The following is a 15,428-nucleotide window of genomic DNA, read 5'->3' as shown; positions in this document are numbered from 1 at the left end:
GAATGCCACAAAAAAAGAATGTAAGAGAAGTTGCGCTTGATATTCTGGTGTCTGTCGAAAAAAGCCAGGCATACAGTAATCTATCATTAAACCATGCCATAAAAGAAAATGAACTCTCCCCACAGGATGTAGGGTTGTTGACCGAGCTGACGTATGGAACGATACAACGGAAAATGACATTGGAATACTATGTTAAACCGTTTATCAAAAACCCTAAAAAGCTTCAATCCTGGGTGTTATTGCTCATTGAAATGACAGTTTTTCAAATGTTTTATCTTGATCGGGTTCCTGATCGGGCTGCTATCCATGAAGCAGTGGAAATTGCAAAAAAACGCGGCCATCGCGGAATTGCCTCATTGGTTAATGGTGTACTGAGGTCTATCCAACGTGAAGGAGTTCCATCATTGGATGACATAAAAGATCCCCTGGAAAAAATCTCAGTCTCAACAAGCCATCCATTATGGCTTGTAAGAAAGTGGGCAGAGGGATTTGGAGTGGCTAAAACCAAGGAAATGTGTGAGGAGAACTTGCACGCTCCTGTTCAAACCGGCAGAGTAAACCTGACGAAAATCAGCAGGGAAGAATTGATGGAAAAGCTGAAAAGCGAAGGATACATGGTTGAACCAAGTCTTTTAATAGAAGAAGGAATTCGCTGCCTCAAAGGTAATATGGCTTTGTCAGCAAGCTTTAAAGAAGGGCTTTTTAGTATTCAGGATGAGAGCTCCATGCTTGTGGCTTATGCTTTAGCACCGAAAGAAAATGATACGATTCTTGATAGCTGTGCGGCTCCAGGCGGGAAAACCATGCATATGGCAGAAAAGATGAACGATACCGGGCAAATTTACGCACTTGACCTTCATGCACATAAAACTAAATTAATTGATATGCAGGCAAAACGTCTTGGTTTATCGAATATTGTAACCAAACAAATGGATGCCAGAAAAACTCAAGAATTTTTTGAAACAGAGATGTTTGATAAAGTCCTTGTGGATGCTCCTTGTTCAGGACTAGGAGTGTTAAAGCGTAAACCGGATGCCAAGTATACAAAAAGCGAGAACGATTTGAGCGCGCTTGCGAAAATTCAATTTGATATTTTACATCAAGTATCCCAATTGGTAAAAAAAGGCGGTACAATAGTTTATAGTACTTGTACTGTTGGCAATGATGAAAATAATGATGTGATTGATGCGTTTATACAGGCGCATCCTGAGTTTGAAAAGGATCTTACCCTAAAGGAAAGAATGCCGGAACCGGTAAGACCTTATATAATGGATAATAGTTTGCAAGTACTACCTCAATATTTTGGAAGCGACGGATTTTTTATTGCTTCTATTCGAAAGAAGGCATAAGGAATGGAACAAACAACAGCTAAGGAAGTAAAGAAACAGGAGCAACTCCCATCTATATATTCCTTACAATTAGATCAACTGAAAGAATGGCTTGAAGAAAACGGAGAAAAAGCATTCCGGGCAACACAAATTTTTGAATGGTTATATGAAAAAAGGGTTTCTACTTATGAAGATATGACGAACCTTTCCAAAAATTTACGTACAAAATTGGAAGAATCATTTACATTAACCACTTTAAATACACTAATCAAGCAAACATCAAAAGACGGCACGATTAAATTCTTATTTGAATTGAAGGATGGTTATTCAATCGAGACCGTATTAATGCGCCATGATTATGGAAACTCAGTCTGTGTAACCACACAGGTTGGCTGCAGAATAGGCTGTACATTCTGTGCATCCACTCTGGGCGGGTTAAAGCGAAATCTTGAAGCAGGTGAAATTGTTGCACAGGTTGTAAAAGTGCAGCAGGCCCTTGATGAAACTAATGAGCGTGTTAGTTCCGTAGTAATCATGGGTATCGGGGAACCATTCGATAACTATGATAATATGATGGGATTCTTACGAATCATTAACCATGATAAAGGGTTAAATATCGGAGCGCGTCATATAACGGTTTCAACTAGCGGAATCATTCCTAAAATATATAAATTTGCAGATGAAAAATTACAAATTAATTTTGCGATTTCCCTGCATGCGCCAAACACTGAGCTTCGCAGTAAGCTTATGCCTATTAACAGAGCCTACAAGCTTCCGCAGTTAATGGAAGCTGTTAAGTATTATGTTGAAAAAACGGGCAGAAGGATTACATTTGAATATGGTCTCTTTGGTGGTGAAAATGACCAAGTAGAGCATGCGCTTGAACTTGCGGCACTTATCAAGGATATAAAATGCCATGTGAATTTAATACCGGTCAACTATGTTCCAGAACGGGATTATGTCCGGACACCAAGAGAGCAAATCGATCTGTTTGAAAAAACATTGAAGGATCAAGGCGTTAATGTTACTACGAGAAGAGAGCAAGGGCATGATATTGATGCGGCTTGCGGACAACTAAGAGCAAAAGAGAGGAAAGAAGAGACGAGGTGATGGGATGAAGGCAGTTTTTAGGACAGACCGGGGCAAGGTGAGAATCCATAATGAGGATCAGGGCGGTATATTTTACAAGGAAAATTCTCAAATGGTTTTTGCTGTCATTGCCGATGGAATGGGTGGTCACAAAGCTGGTGATGTAGCAAGTGAAATGGCTGTTTCCAAACTAAAAGAAGCATGGGAAACCGAGTTGCAGTCTGATTCACCAAGTTCAATCGAATTGTTTTTGGAGGAGCAGGTTAAAAGGGTTAACCATGAAATTTTTGAGCACTCCATGGCACACGAGGAATGTGAAGGAATGGGGACAACAATAGTTGGCGTAGTTTGTACAGACAAATCAGCCACCATTGTGAATGTTGGAGATTCGAGATGTTATCTGCTGAATGATAGTGGGTTTAAACAAGTAACTGAAGACCATTCCCTGGTTAATGAGCTTGTCCGTTCCGGTCAAATATCTAAAGAAGACGCCGCACATCATCCTAGAAAAAATGTCATCCTTCGCGCTCTTGGAACAGAAAATAGTGTGGATGTAGATATTAAAACAATCAGTTTTGAGGAAGGGGACCGTCTGTTATTATGCTCAGACGGCCTCTCTGATAAACTATCTGAAACTGAAATAGAAACCATTATTACAGGCAATGATTCTTTAGACCATATTGCAGATACATTTATTCAAAAAGCTAATGAAAACGGAGGAGAAGATAATATAACTCTAGTAATCCTTCTGCACAGCTTTGAAAGTGAAAGAGGGTGAGTTATATGTTGACCGGCAAACGAATTAGCGATAGATATAAAATCCTCCGTATGATTGGCGGAGGCGGTATGGCTAATGTTTATCTGGCAAGAGATATGATTCTTGATCGTGATGTAGCATTAAAAATTCTTCGTATGGACTTTTCCAACGATGAGGAATTTATCAGGCGCTTTCATAGGGAGGCACAATCAGCCACAAGCCTGACTCACCCAAACATTGTTAGTATTTATGATGTTGGAGAAGAAGGCGATATATATTATATTGTGATGGAATTTGTCGATGGTATGACCTTAAAGCAATATATCCAAGCCTATTCGCCAATTCCGGTTGAGAAAGCCTTGGATATTATGAAACAAATTACATCAGCGGTCACACATGCCCATCAGAACCATATTGTACATAGAGACATTAAGCCGCATAATGTATTAATTGATCATGACGGCAATGTGAAAATCACTGACTTTGGGATTGCAATGGCTCTTAGTGCAACGTCCATAACTCAAACGAACTCTGTTCTTGGGTCGGTTCATTATTTGTCTCCTGAACAAGCAAGAGGCGGTATGGCGAATAAAAAGTCCGATATCTATTCTTTGGGGATAGTGATGTTTGAATTACTTACAGGCCGATTGCCTTTTTCCGGTGAGTCTGCTGTTTCGATTGCCCTGAAGCATCTGCAATCAGAGACACCGTCTCCAAGACGATGGAATCCAGCTATACCTCAAAGTGTGGAAAATATTATCCTAAAGGCAACCGCAAAGGATTCATTTCACCGATATTCGAGTGTGGAGGAAATGGAACAAGACATAGAAACGGCCTTGAATCCAGACAGATTAAATGAAAGCAAATTTATCATCCCAAGTGATGATGACGCGACAAAAGCGATTCCGATTATTACAAACGATGAAATGTTTGGAAATCATGATGAGACGAAAATCCTGACTCTGGACGAAGATACCGTGATGATGGAACCAGCGGAACAATCAAGCGGTAAAAAGGGATTGTTAAAAAACAAAAAGCAAAAACAAAAGCAAAAGAAAGATAAAACAAAAAAGCAAAAGCAACAGCCTAAGAAAAAGAAAAAATGGCCTAAAATAATTGGGGTTATTTTAGCCAGTCTAATTTTGATTGCTGTTCTGGCTGTCTTGTTTTTGCCGGGAATGCTCGCAGCAAAGGATGTTAAAGTACCTGATGTAAGGGATGAACAATTGGAAAACGCTCTGTCGACTCTAATTGAGCAAGGTTTTGAAATCGGTGAGACGGTTGAAAAGCCTGATGAAGAAATCGCCGCGGGAAATGTTATAAACACTGATCCTGAAGCAGGTGATACCGTTAAGGAAGGTTCAGTTATTAATGTATTTTTCAGCAGTGGCAAAGAGCAGGTAGAAGTTCTCGATTATGAGGATCGGAATTATGAAGATATTAAATCACTCATTGAGGGTTTCGGATTCAAAGATATTGAGATAGAGCGGGTAAATGATGATTCAGAAGTAGGGACTGTACTTGAACAGGATCCTAGGCAAGGGGATGAGGTCATCCCATCGGAAACCATTTTGAAATTAACGCTAAGCAGCGGCCCAGCCAAAATCACCCTGAAAGATTTAACGGATTACAACCAGAGAGCACTGGATGATTATGAGGCTGATACCGGGTTAAAGATTACAATCGCAAAAGAGGAGTACAGTTCGAAAATTAAAGAGGGACAAGTCATTTCCCAGGAACCGGCTGCCGGCACTGCTGTTGAGATTGGGTCGGAAGTCAAAGTAACAGTTTCAAAAGGAGAAGAAGAAATTCCTCCTAAGGTTATGAGTAAAGAGGTTACCATAACGTATGATGAAGAATTAGCCGGTGTGCCACAAACCGTGACCATCCTAATTGAGGACTTAAATAACAATATGACAGAACCTGTTGAAACGTTTGAAATGACTTCAACTGTCAAAAAAACGTTGCAATTTACTATCCCGCATGATGGAAAAGCAGGGTATAAGATTATAAAGGATAACAGTGTTTATGATGAGGGCGTTATTAGTTATTCGGATAGTTAACTTTGAAGGAGGGAATATATGCCTGAAGGAAAAATTATTAAAGCACTGAGCGGCTTTTATTATGTAGCGGATGAAGGTCAAATCATTCAATGCAGAGGCCGAGGTGTTTTCAGAAAACAAAAGGTAACTCCGCTTGTTGGAGATACAGTTATTTATCAAGCGGAAAATCCAACAGATGGATATATAATGGAAATTAAAGAACGCCAAAATGAATTGGTACGTCCTCCTATTTCAAATGTGGATCAAGCGATTCTCGTATTTTCCGCTGCAGAACCGGATTTCAGTACGAGTTTATTGGATCGATTTTTAGTTTTGGTTGAATCGAAGAATATTGCTCCAATTATTTGTATCAGTAAAATGGATTTACTGGAACCTGAAGATGAAAAAAGGATTCATGAATATGCCGATCAGTACAGGGCAATTGGCTATGATGTTATATTAACGTCTTCCTTGGAAGAAGCAGGAGTATCAGAGTTAATGCCTTTCTTGAGGGGGAAAATCTCAGTATTTGCAGGACAATCCGGAGTAGGCAAGTCTTCTTTGTTGAATGTGCTTGATCCTTCTCTTAATTTGAAAACTAATATCATTTCCTCCCATTTGGGCAGGGGGAAGCATACAACAAGACATGTGGAGCTTATTGACCTTGGTGATGGGTTATTAGCTGACACACCTGGTTTTAGTTCGCTTGAATTTACTGAAATTGAAGCAGAGGAGCTGCCAGGCTGTTTCCCTGAAATCAGGGAAAGAAGCTCAGAATGCAAATTTAGAGGCTGCTTGCATGTAAAAGAGCCAAAATGTGCTGTAAAGCATGGTGTTGAAATTGGGGAAATCCAGAAATATAGATACGAGCATTATTTGCAGTTTCTGGAGGAAATAAAAGATAGAAAGCCGAGGTATTAACGATGGTTAAAATTGCTCCATCCATATTATCAGCTGATTTTTCGAAATTGGGAGAGGAAATACGGGATGTAGAAAGAGGGGGAGCAGATTGGATTCATATCGATGTTATGGATGGTCATTTTGTTCCTAATATAACGATTGGTCCACTTATTGTTGATTCTGTACGCCCCATCACTAAATTAACGCTTGATGTTCATCTCATGATTGAAAATCCTGACCAATATATTGAAGCATTTGCAAAGGCCGGTGCTGACTATATAACAGTTCATGCGGAAGCCTGTACACACTTGCATCGTACGATCCAATTAATTAAATCCTATGGGGTTAAGGCAGGGGTAGTATTAAATCCAGGGACGTCACCTGCCGTTTTGGAATATATTTTGGATGATCTTGATATGGTCCTCTTAATGTCGGTCAATCCTGGCTTTGGTGGACAAGCCTTTATTCCAAGTGTCCTTGATAAAATCGAGCAGGTGGATAAAATGATCAAAGAAAAAGGCTTGTCTATCGAAATTGAGATTGATGGCGGTGTAAATGAGGAAACTGCCAAGTTGTGCATTGAAAAAGGTGCAACAGTTCTTGTGGCAGGTTCGGCTATATATAATAAGGATGATAGAAAGAAAGCAATCGCTGCCATTCGTGGGGAATAATTTTGTGTGAGTTTTTTCCTTGTTATAAATTCAGTTAGAAGAGCAGTTTATGTGGTCTATAAATGATTCTAAGTCTATTAGCCAGATCATTGTAAGTATAAAAGAAGTGAGCAGGATTTGTATACCAGGGGGAAACCGATCTGGTATCTGAATTAGTAAAGAATCATATAATAAAAAAGTAAAGGGTTGTCCATTCGCTAAAAGAGGATAACCCTTTTTTTGTGAAAATAAGTAAAGGAGCTGACTTTATGGAAATAAATATCGTCGCAGGCGGTCCTGATATATATATTCCGGATTTAAGGAAGTTAAATAGCAAAGAGATGATTTGGGTTGGTGTTGATCGGGGCTCGCTACAAATTTTAGAGGCGGGTATTCATCTACATAGTGTGTTTGGTGATTTCGATTCAATCTCTAAGGATGAGCTCAACCGTGTACGAGAGCACAGTGAACACTTTTATGAGTATCCTCCTGAAAAAGATGCTACCGACCTGGAATTAGCTCTTGAATGGGCTTATAAGCAAGTGCCGGACAGAATCACGATTTATGGGGCAACGGGCGGCAGAATGGACCATACATTGGCCAATATCATGATGCTTGCAGATGAGAAGCATATGAAAGAAGGAATTCCTACAAGAATAGTGGATCGTAACAATGAGATCAGACTTTTTAAACCTGGTTCCTATGTATTGGATGAGACTGAGTTTAAATACATATCGTTTATACCAATAACAGAAGAAATAGAGGGAATCACCCTTGTAAACTTTAAATATCCATTATCAAATGTCACTCTTTACCGTGGCCGGACATTATCGGTTAGCAATGAATTAAATTTTAAAACTGGTACTTTTTCGTTTTTGAAAGGCATATTATTGGTGGTAAGAAGCAGAGATTGATTTATGTGTTGGAATTTTTACTATATAAATGAAAATGTATAATGAGAACCGGGCAGAGCTAAGGAGGGACACAATGAAATTTTATACAATTAAATTGCCCCGCTTTTTGGGAGGAATCGTCAAGGCGATGTTGGGAGCTTTTAAGAAAGGATAATTAAATATATGGCACCCTGTAAAAGGGTGTTTTTCTTATGTTTAATTTAATTCTTTATAAAATTTCTTGTCTTAGGCTAAGTCCTGGAAATTATAAAAATTTTCCTTCGGTGGTTTTATTTTCATAAAAATATTCAAGAACACAAGACTAAACAGGGGTTATGATGGGAAAAATAAACAAGCATCCTTTAAAAGGATGCTTGTTTTCGTTTATTATACGCGTTCAACTTTACCAGATTTTAACGCTCTTGTAGAAACGTATACTCTTTTCGGTTTTCCGTTAACAAGAATACGAACTTTTTGAACGTTAGCTTTCCATGTACGTTTGTTAGCGTTCATGGCATGAGAACGATGGTTTCCGGAAGTTGTTTTTCTGCCGGTAATAACACATTTGCGTGACATAGCCCAATTCCCTCCTTACTGCCTATATTAATCATTTCTTTTTTAGTCGGTCTCTTCAAAAGATACTTTAATAATTTAACATACCTATCGCTATAATGCAATACAATTGAAAGGGTCTTTCAAGAAAAAAACCTTGACATACTATTTTATCTTTGATTAATTGGAAAAGGATAAAGGCTTTCCATTCAAAAGTGATTATAGTAAAATGGATTCTAGCTATGGTTACTATAAAGGGGGAACAAACATGTCCATTGAAATGAGTACAAAATACGGACAAATAGATATTTCTAATGATGTATTAGCAATCATTGCTGGTGGAGCAGCCGTAGATTGTTACGGGATCGTCGGTATGGCTTCAAAACATCAGATTAAAGACGGAATCAGTGAGATACTGCGTAAAGAGAACTTTTCCAAAGGAGTCGTAGTCAGACAGGTTGAAGATGAATTACATATTGATATGTATATCATTGTAAGCTACGGAACAAAAATTTCCGAAATAGCTCATAATGTTCAATCTAAGGTTAAATATACATTAAGCCAAACTGTTGGACTTTCGGTAGAATCCGTTAATATCTTTGTTCAAGGGGTTCGTGTTACGAATCCGTAATTTAAGGAGGAAATTTGAGTGGCTATAACATCTATTGACGGCAAAAGATTCGCCGAAATGGTCATACAGGGTGCGAACAGGCTGTCTGCCAACGCTAAATTAGTTGATTCATTAAACGTATTTCCTGTGCCTGATGGTGATACAGGAACAAATATGAATCTTTCCATGACATCAGGTGCTAAAGAAGTGAAAAATAATGTACAGGACCATATTGGTAAGGTTGGTTCTTCTTTAGCTAAAGGATTGTTGATGGGAGCGCGTGGAAACTCAGGCGTTATTTTATCCCAATTATTCAGGGGATTTGCAAAAAATATTGAGCCAAAAGCGACCATTGATGGTAAAGAATTTGCTTTGGCATTTGAAGCTGGTGTAGAAACTGCCTACAAAGCGGTTATGAAACCTGTTGAAGGAACGATCCTGACGGTTGCTAGAGAAGCATCAAAAGCAGGCCTTGCAGCTTCTGAAACGGAAACAAATATCATTGCAATTATGGAAGCTATTTTGAAAGAAGCTAAAGCTTCATTAAAACGTACTCCAGATTTATTGCCAGTGCTTAAAGAAGTAGGCGTAGTAGATAGTGGTGGTCAGGGATTAGTTTTCGTTTATGAAGGATTTCTGGCTGAATTAAAAGGTGAAAAGCTTGCTGAAACACCTGAATCCATGCCTAAGATGGATGAGCTTGTAAAAGCAGAGCATCATATCAATGTTCAGGGACATATGAAAACAGAAGATATCGAATTTGGATATTGCACAGAGTTCATGGTCCGTTTTGAACCTGAAAAGATTGCTGAGAATCCTTTCAATGAAGAGCAGTTCAGAAATGACTTGAGCCAGTACGGTGATTCCCTGCTTGTCATTGCAGATGATGATATCGTAAAAGTCCATGTTCATGCAGAAAATCCTGGGAACTGTTTAAATTACGCTCAACAATACGGCAGCTTGATTAAAATCAAAATCGAGAATATGCGTGAACAGCATTCAACGATTTTAAATGAAACTGCGAATGACTTACGAGAAACTGCACCTGTAAAAACAGAGAAGAAAGATTTTGGTGTAGTAGCGATTGCTATGGGCGAAGGAATTGCTGATTTGTTCAGAAGCATCGGTGCAGATGTGGTGATTGAAGGCGGACAAACTATGAACCCTTCAACTGAAGATATCGTAAAAGCAATTGAATCTGTTAATGCAGATCATGTATACATCCTTCCAAATAATAAAAATATTATTATGGCAGCTGAACAGGCTTCCGATGTAATGGAAAAGGCTGTTACAGTGATTCCAAGTAAGACGATACCTCAAGGGTTAACTGCCTTGTTGTCCTTTAATCCTGCTGCTTCAGCAAGCGAGAATGAAGGTATAATGAAAGACGCGCTGGAGAGTGTTATAACAGGACAAGTTACGTTTGCGGTACGTGACACAAACATTGAAGGTCTTGAAATCGAGAAAAACGACTATATGGGCCTAATTGATGGTAAGATAAAAGTGAAAAACAAGGATAGAGTGGAAGCGGCTAAACAGGTGCTTGAAAACATTCTGGATGATGCTGAAATCTTAACGATTCTTTATGGTGAAGAGAGCTCACAGGATGAAGTGGACCGTCTAGTTCAATACTGTGCGGATAGCTACCCAGAAGTAGAAGTTGAAGTGCATAACGGAAAACAGCCGTTGTACTCCTATATTTTTGCTGCTGAATAAAAAGCATATATAAATCATCACATTAATAGAAGGGGGATACCCCTTCTATTTCAGTATGTAAAGATTTTTTTGATTTTACTGGGAGAGGATAAGAAATGAAATATAAAAGTGGATTTGATATAATCGGCCCAATAATGGTTGGTCCTTCCAGTTCTCATACGGCTGGGGCTGCACGAATAGGACGGGTGGCGAGAAGCCTGTTTAATAGAAAGCCTAAATGGGCGATTATTTCATTTTATGGTTCATTTGCCAAAACGTACAAGGGACATGGAACCGATGTCGCCATTGTGGCTGGGTTATTAGATTTCGATACTTCGGATACACGTCTTATTCAATCTCTTGACATAGCAAAAGAGCAGAACATAGAAATCACATTTGTAGAAGAAGATGCTGTAACTGATCATCCAAATACAGCCAGAATTAGAATGGGCGATGATACCGGAGAAATGGAATTAGTCGGCATTTCGATAGGCGGTGGAAAAATAGAAATACTTGAACTGAATGGGTTTGAATTACGTTTATCAGGCCATCACCCGGCCATTTTAGTTGTACACGACGATCGTTTCGGAGCTATAGCAAGTGTTTCTAATGTCCTAGCCAAGCATGAAATTAATATTGGTCATATGGAAGTATCGCGAAAAGATGTAGGAAAAATGGCTCTAATGACAATTGAGGTCGATCAAAATATCGGTGATGATATAGTAGAGGAAATTTCATTGCTGAATCATGTGACACAAGTTACAAAAGTTTCAGATTAAAAGCAGACTACCCTTTATTAGGAGGTTACTGTATGTTTCGCCATGTTGCCGAATTAGTTAAACTTGCTGAAAATAAAGGTGAGAAGATATTTGACATGATTCAGCAGGGAATGAAGTGCATCGTCATATCAAAGGAAACACTTATCAGGCAGATGAATCAAATTCTAGCCGTTTTGGAACAAGCTATCGAAAGAGGATGGGATGACATTCGTTCTCATATACGGTTTAGCATCCTCTGTGATGAAAGAATTAAAGCAATGGTTAACATCATACAAATGTTGCCGATATCATTGCATGAAACAGCTCAAGGTGGATTAGCTGCTACACCAACGGGCAAAGAAATAAATGAAAAATACTTAGGATTTCAAAGGATATAAAATGAGTAGACTAAATGATTTATCAGTAGATACAGTAAAGGGGATAGGACCTGAATCCGCTCTGCAGCTTAATAATCTTGGCATTTATACAGTTGCGGATTTGCTTGAATATTTTCCGTATCGCTATGAAGATTTTCGAATTAAAGATATCGTGGAAGCAGCCCATGATGAACGTCTAACGATTGAGGGTGTTATTCAATCAGCCCCAAATTTAACCTATTTCGGACGAAAAAAATCCCGCTTAAATGTTAAACTTTTAACGGGACGCCACATTATTACTGTTACATTCTTCAATCAACCCTATATGAAAAACAAATTAAAACTGAATGAAACGATAACGGTAACAGGGAAATGGGATAAAAACCGTTTAACCCTGACGGCATCTGAATATAAACTGGGTTCAGAGGCGAGGGAACAGGAATTTGAACCAGTTTATCATACAAAAGGTGATATCTCTGTCAAATCACTGCGCAAATGGATTAAAAATGCGTATCTTGCTCATAGAGAAGATCTTGTAGAAATTTTACCTGAACATTATCTTACCCAATATAAATTACCGGAAAGAGGTCTTGCTTTACGTTACTTGCATTTTCCTCAGAACGCCGCTGAAGTAAAGCATGCACACAGGAGATTTGTCTACGAGGAATTTTTATTGTTTCAAATTAAAATGCAGGCCCTTAGGAAAGTTAAAAGGGAAAATTCAAATGGACAGTCTCATATGTACGATAATACGAAATTGAAGAAGTTTATCGCTTCTTTACCATTTGAGCTGACAGATGCTCAAAAAAAGGTCGTAAATGAAATTGCGCAGGATTTACGGTCTCCTTATCGTATGAATCGACTGCTCCAGGGGGATGTTGGTTCTGGAAAAACGGTAGTGGCAGCAATCCTTCTTTATGCTGTAGTGACTGCCGGGTATCAAGGCGCCTTAATGGTACCGACTGAAATTTTGGCAGAGCAGCATGCCAATTCCCTGTTTGAACTTCTGCAGCCCTTTGGTGTAAATGTAGCTCTGCTAACATCGAGTGTGAAGGGAAAACGCCGGAGAGAAATGATGGAGATGCTTGAACAAGGTGAAATCGATATATTAATAGGAACACATGCTTTAATACAAAAGGATGTTAATTTCAAAAACCTCGGCCTTGTCATTACAGATGAACAACATCGGTTTGGTGTGGAGCAACGTCGTATATTGAGGGAAAAAGGGGAGAGTCCCGATGTATTATTCATGACCGCTACGCCTATTCCCAGAACTCTTGCGATAACGGTGTTTGGTGAAATGGATGTATCAATCATTGATCAAATGCCATCTGGAAGGAAAAAGATAGAAACGTATTGGGCCAAGCATAATATGTTAGACAGAATTCTGGCATTTATGAGCAAGGAATTGGACAATGGACGGCAGGCATATGTGATTTGTCCACTGATTGAGGAATCAGAAAAGCTGGATTTGCAAAATGTATTGGATGTTCATACGGCTATGACACAGTATTTTAGCCCGAAATATTCTGTTGGGCTTATGCATGGTAAGCTCCATTCAGATGAAAAGGATGAAATCATGCGCGGTTTCGGAAATAATGATATTCAAGTCCTCGTATCAACGACCGTCGTGGAAGTGGGGGTGAATGTGCCTAATGCGACTGTGATGGTGATTTATGATGCCGAAAGATTTGGTTTGTCGCAGCTTCATCAATTAAGAGGCCGTGTAGGACGGGGTGCAGAACAATCCTATTGTATCTTAATAGCAGACCCAAAAACAGAGGTGGGAATTGAACGGTTGAATGCAATGTGCGATACAACTGATGGTTTCGCATTGAGTGAGAAGGATTTAGAGTTAAGAGGACCAGGGGACTTTTTTGGCAGAAAGCAGAGTGGGGTACCTGAATTTAAGATAGCAGACATGGTGCATGACTACCGCGCGCTTGAAACGGCCAGGAAGGATGCTGAAGAATTAATTTCCGGAAATGAATTCTGGACTGACGAAAAGTATAAATATCTAAGAGATTATCTGGCTGGCTCTGGGGTTCTAGAGGGAGAGAAATTAGATTGATTAACAGATTGCATGATAACCCGAAAAATTCTTGCAATCTGGTTTTTTAAATTATATACTACTATTAGTACCTAGTCATAATACTTCGGAAGGTGAAGGTTTTTGAAAAGAAACAAGAAGGATAGACAAGCTATATTAAAGGATATGATACAGGATAATCCTTTTATTACCGATGAGGAATTGGCTGAACAATTAAAGGTTAGTATCCAAACGATTCGTCTGGATCGCCTCGAACTATCCATCCCGGAATTGAGAGAAAGAATAAAGTCTGTCGCCGAGAAAAGAATGACAGACGAGATTAAATCTTTACCTGTTGATGAAATAATCGGGGATATTATTGATCTTGATTTAGATAACAGTGCTATTTCCTTGTTGGATATAAAACCTGAACATGTATTTAAGAGAAATAAAATAGCCAGAGGGCATCATTTATTCGCACAAGCCAATTCATTGGCCGTTGCGGTAACTAATGAGGAACTGGCGTTAACAGCAAAAGCTGCCATCCACTTCACAAAATCTGTGTATGAAGGCGATCGTGTGATTGCCAAAGCCAAGGTTATTGAAGTGGATAACGATAAAGGAAGATCCCTGATTACTGTGCATAGCTATGTAGGTAAGGAGCTTGTATTTAAAGGGGAGTTTTCCATGTACCGAACGACTACAGAGAAAAAGGATGAACAAGAATGAAAATTGCATTAGATGCTATGGGTGGAGACCACGGACCAAAAGAGTCTGTGAAAGGCGCAGAAAAAGCGATTAAATCTTTCCCGGAACTAGAAATTATGCTTATTGGCGATGAAGCTGAAATTAAAAAGCATTTAACTTCAGATGAACGGATAACCATTATCCATACGAATGAGGTTATAACTGGTGATGATGAACCGGTAAGAGCCGTGCGAAGAAAGAAAAATGCCTCTATGGTACTTGCTGCTCAGTATGTAAAAGATGGACAGGCCGATGCGTGCATCTCAGCAGGAAATACGGGAGCTCTAATGGCCGCAGGTCTCTTTGTGGTTGGAAGAATTGATGGAATTGATCGACCTGCACTAAGCCCAACATTACCGACAATTGATGGAAAAGGATTTGTTCTGTTGGATGTGGGAGCCAATGCTGATGCGAAGCCGGAGCATCTTTACCAATATGGCTTGATGGGGTCTGTTTATGCTGAGAAGGTCCGCAATATTGAAAAACCGCGAGTTGGTTTATTGAATATTGGTACCGAGGATAAAAAAGGAAATGAGCTTACCAAGCAGGCATTTGCTTTATTGAAGGATGCTGACTTTAATTTTATCGGTAATGTGGAAGCTCGGGATTTGTTAAATGGAGTAGCTGATGTTGTCGTAACCGACGGGTTTACCGGAAACATGGTTTTAAAAACAACTGAAGGTACGGCTTCTGCTTTATTTAAAATGTTAAAAGAAGCGATGATGGTCGATCTAAAGAGCAAACTGGCCGCAGCTGTTTTAAAGCCAGGGTTTAAAGAACTGAAAAATAAGCTGGATTACTCTGAATACGGTGGTGCAGGTCTATTTGGATTAAAAGCTCCTGTCATAAAAGCACATGGTTCCTCAGATGCAAATGCATTCTATAATGCCATTCGTCAGGCGAAAATTATGGTAGAACATCATGTTGCAGAAACGATTCATGAGGCAATAAAATAAACGAAGAAAAGGGAACGAATGTAAGGGGACGAATAGTAAGGGGGA

The 15,428-nt window shown here is 39.2% G+C and carries 16 protein-coding genes; 15 read left to right on the top strand and 1 reads right to left on the bottom strand.

Annotation, left to right across the window (positions count from 1 at the left end):
• The first annotated feature begins 2 nt into the window (after positions 1-2).
• From rsmB to spoVM, 8 genes are all read left to right on the top strand, one after another.
• Positions 3-1,349, top strand: a complete 1,347-nt coding sequence (gene rsmB / locus FHY45_RS07220) for a 16S rRNA (cytosine(967)-C(5))-methyltransferase RsmB (protein ID WP_139891271.1) — start codon at positions 3-5, stop codon at positions 1,347-1,349.
• 3 nt (positions 1,350-1,352) lie between these two features.
• Entirely contained in the window at positions 1,353-2,438 is a 1,086-nt protein-coding gene (gene rlmN, locus FHY45_RS07215) for a dual-specificity RNA methyltransferase RlmN (protein ID WP_066100590.1), read from the top strand.
• 4 nt (positions 2,439-2,442) lie between these two features.
• Positions 2,443-3,195: a Stp1/IreP family PP2C-type Ser/Thr phosphatase gene (locus tag FHY45_RS07210; RefSeq protein WP_066100586.1), complete on the top strand. Its 753-nt coding sequence runs from the start codon at positions 2,443-2,445 to the stop codon at positions 3,193-3,195.
• A gap of 5 nt (positions 3,196-3,200) precedes the next feature.
• The gene (gene pknB, locus FHY45_RS07205) at positions 3,201-5,237 is read left to right on the top strand and encodes a Stk1 family PASTA domain-containing Ser/Thr kinase (protein WP_066100585.1); all 2,037 of its coding nucleotides are present in this window, start codon (positions 3,201-3,203) and stop codon (positions 5,235-5,237) included.
• Between the two features lie 18 nt (positions 5,238-5,255).
• Positions 5,256-6,137, top strand: a complete 882-nt coding sequence (gene rsgA, locus FHY45_RS07200; RefSeq protein WP_139891270.1) for a ribosome small subunit-dependent GTPase A — start codon at positions 5,256-5,258, stop codon at positions 6,135-6,137.
• Between the two features lie 2 nt (positions 6,138-6,139).
• Positions 6,140-6,787 carry a ribulose-phosphate 3-epimerase gene (gene rpe, locus FHY45_RS07195; RefSeq protein ID WP_139891269.1) on the top strand — a complete coding sequence of 216 codons (648 nt, stop codon included), beginning with the start codon at positions 6,140-6,142 and terminating at the stop codon, positions 6,785-6,787.
• Between the two features lie 248 nt (positions 6,788-7,035).
• The gene (locus tag FHY45_RS07190; protein WP_139891268.1) at positions 7,036-7,680 is read left to right on the top strand and encodes a thiamine diphosphokinase; all 645 of its coding nucleotides are present in this window, start codon (positions 7,036-7,038) and stop codon (positions 7,678-7,680) included.
• 73 nt (positions 7,681-7,753) lie between these two features.
• Positions 7,754-7,834 (top strand): stage V sporulation protein SpoVM, encoded by an 81-nt coding sequence (spoVM, locus tag FHY45_RS07185; RefSeq protein WP_049671465.1) that lies wholly within the window; start codon positions 7,754-7,756, stop codon positions 7,832-7,834.
• Between the two features lie 212 nt (positions 7,835-8,046).
• Here the strand turns inward: spoVM and rpmB are convergent, their stop codons facing one another.
• The gene (rpmB, locus tag FHY45_RS07180) at positions 8,047-8,235 is read right to left on the bottom strand and encodes a 50S ribosomal protein L28 (protein ID WP_066100570.1); all 189 of its coding nucleotides are present in this window, start codon (positions 8,233-8,235) and stop codon (positions 8,047-8,049) included.
• A 244-nt stretch (positions 8,236-8,479) separates the two neighbouring features.
• Here rpmB and FHY45_RS07175 point away from each other — a divergent pair, with 244 nt between their 5' ends.
• From FHY45_RS07175 to plsX, 7 genes are all read left to right on the top strand, one after another.
• Positions 8,480-8,842, top strand: coding sequence for an Asp23/Gls24 family envelope stress response protein (locus FHY45_RS07175; protein ID WP_066100567.1), 363 nt, complete (start codon positions 8,480-8,482; stop codon positions 8,840-8,842).
• A gap of 18 nt (positions 8,843-8,860) precedes the next feature.
• On the top strand, positions 8,861-10,537 hold the full coding sequence (locus FHY45_RS07170; RefSeq protein WP_066100564.1) for a DAK2 domain-containing protein: 1,677 nt from the start codon (positions 8,861-8,863) through the stop codon (positions 10,535-10,537).
• A 95-nt stretch (positions 10,538-10,632) separates the two neighbouring features.
• Entirely contained in the window at positions 10,633-11,295 is a 663-nt protein-coding gene (gene sdaAB, locus FHY45_RS07165) for an L-serine ammonia-lyase, iron-sulfur-dependent subunit beta (protein WP_066100561.1), read from the top strand.
• Between the two features lie 32 nt (positions 11,296-11,327).
• A complete protein-coding gene (locus tag FHY45_RS07160; RefSeq protein WP_139891267.1) occupies positions 11,328-11,672 on the top strand; it encodes a hypothetical protein in 345 nt (114 codons plus the stop codon).
• A gap of 1 nt (position 11,673) precedes the next feature.
• Entirely contained in the window at positions 11,674-13,722 is a 2,049-nt protein-coding gene (gene recG / locus FHY45_RS07155; RefSeq protein WP_139891266.1) for an ATP-dependent DNA helicase RecG, read from the top strand.
• Between the two features lie 102 nt (positions 13,723-13,824).
• Positions 13,825-14,409: a transcription factor FapR gene (gene fapR / locus FHY45_RS07150; protein ID WP_066100552.1), complete on the top strand. Its 585-nt coding sequence runs from the start codon at positions 13,825-13,827 to the stop codon at positions 14,407-14,409.
• Positions 14,406-15,383 carry a phosphate acyltransferase PlsX gene (gene plsX, locus FHY45_RS07145; RefSeq protein WP_139891265.1) on the top strand — a complete coding sequence of 326 codons (978 nt, stop codon included), beginning with the start codon at positions 14,406-14,408 and terminating at the stop codon, positions 15,381-15,383. Before fapR ends, plsX begins: the two co-directional genes overlap by 4 nt.
• The last annotated feature ends 45 nt before the right edge of the window (positions 15,384-15,428 follow it).

The organism is Bacillus sp. D386, from assembly GCF_006346415.1.
The sequence above is the reverse complement of the archived record's forward strand: the minus strand, read 5'-3'. Positions and strand labels throughout refer to the sequence as shown.

Bases quoted from the DNA above. Each gene is read 5' to 3' on its own strand.
- FHY45_RS07160 (WP_139891267.1), top strand. From the start codon at position 11,328: ATGTTTCGCCATGTTGCCGAATTAGTTAAACTTGCTGAAAATAAAGGT.
- recG (WP_139891266.1), top strand. From the start codon at position 11,674: ATGAGTAGACTAAATGATTTATCAGTAGATACAGTAAAGGGGATAGGA.
- rpe (WP_139891269.1), top strand. From the start codon at position 6,140: ATGGTTAAAATTGCTCCATCCATATTATCAGCTGATTTTTCGAAATTG.
- sdaAB (WP_066100561.1), top strand. From the start codon at position 10,633: ATGAAATATAAAAGTGGATTTGATATAATCGGCCCAATAATGGTTGGT.
- FHY45_RS07190 (WP_139891268.1), top strand. From the start codon at position 7,036: ATGGAAATAAATATCGTCGCAGGCGGTCCTGATATATATATTCCGGAT.
- FHY45_RS07210 (WP_066100586.1), top strand. From the start codon at position 2,443: ATGAAGGCAGTTTTTAGGACAGACCGGGGCAAGGTGAGAATCCATAAT.
- rsgA (WP_139891270.1), top strand. From the start codon at position 5,256: ATGCCTGAAGGAAAAATTATTAAAGCACTGAGCGGCTTTTATTATGTA.
- pknB (WP_066100585.1), top strand. From the start codon at position 3,201: ATGTTGACCGGCAAACGAATTAGCGATAGATATAAAATCCTCCGTATG.
- rpmB (WP_066100570.1), bottom strand. From the start codon at position 8,235: ATGTCACGCAAATGTGTTATTACCGGCAGAAAAACAACTTCCGGAAAC.
- FHY45_RS07175 (WP_066100567.1), top strand. From the start codon at position 8,480: ATGTCCATTGAAATGAGTACAAAATACGGACAAATAGATATTTCTAAT.
- plsX (WP_139891265.1), top strand. From the start codon at position 14,406: ATGAAAATTGCATTAGATGCTATGGGTGGAGACCACGGACCAAAAGAG.
- spoVM (WP_049671465.1), top strand. From the start codon at position 7,754: ATGAAATTTTATACAATTAAATTGCCCCGCTTTTTGGGAGGAATCGTC.
- rsmB (WP_139891271.1), top strand. From the start codon at position 3: ATGCCACAAAAAAAGAATGTAAGAGAAGTTGCGCTTGATATTCTGGTG.
- rlmN (WP_066100590.1), top strand. From the start codon at position 1,353: ATGGAACAAACAACAGCTAAGGAAGTAAAGAAACAGGAGCAACTCCCA.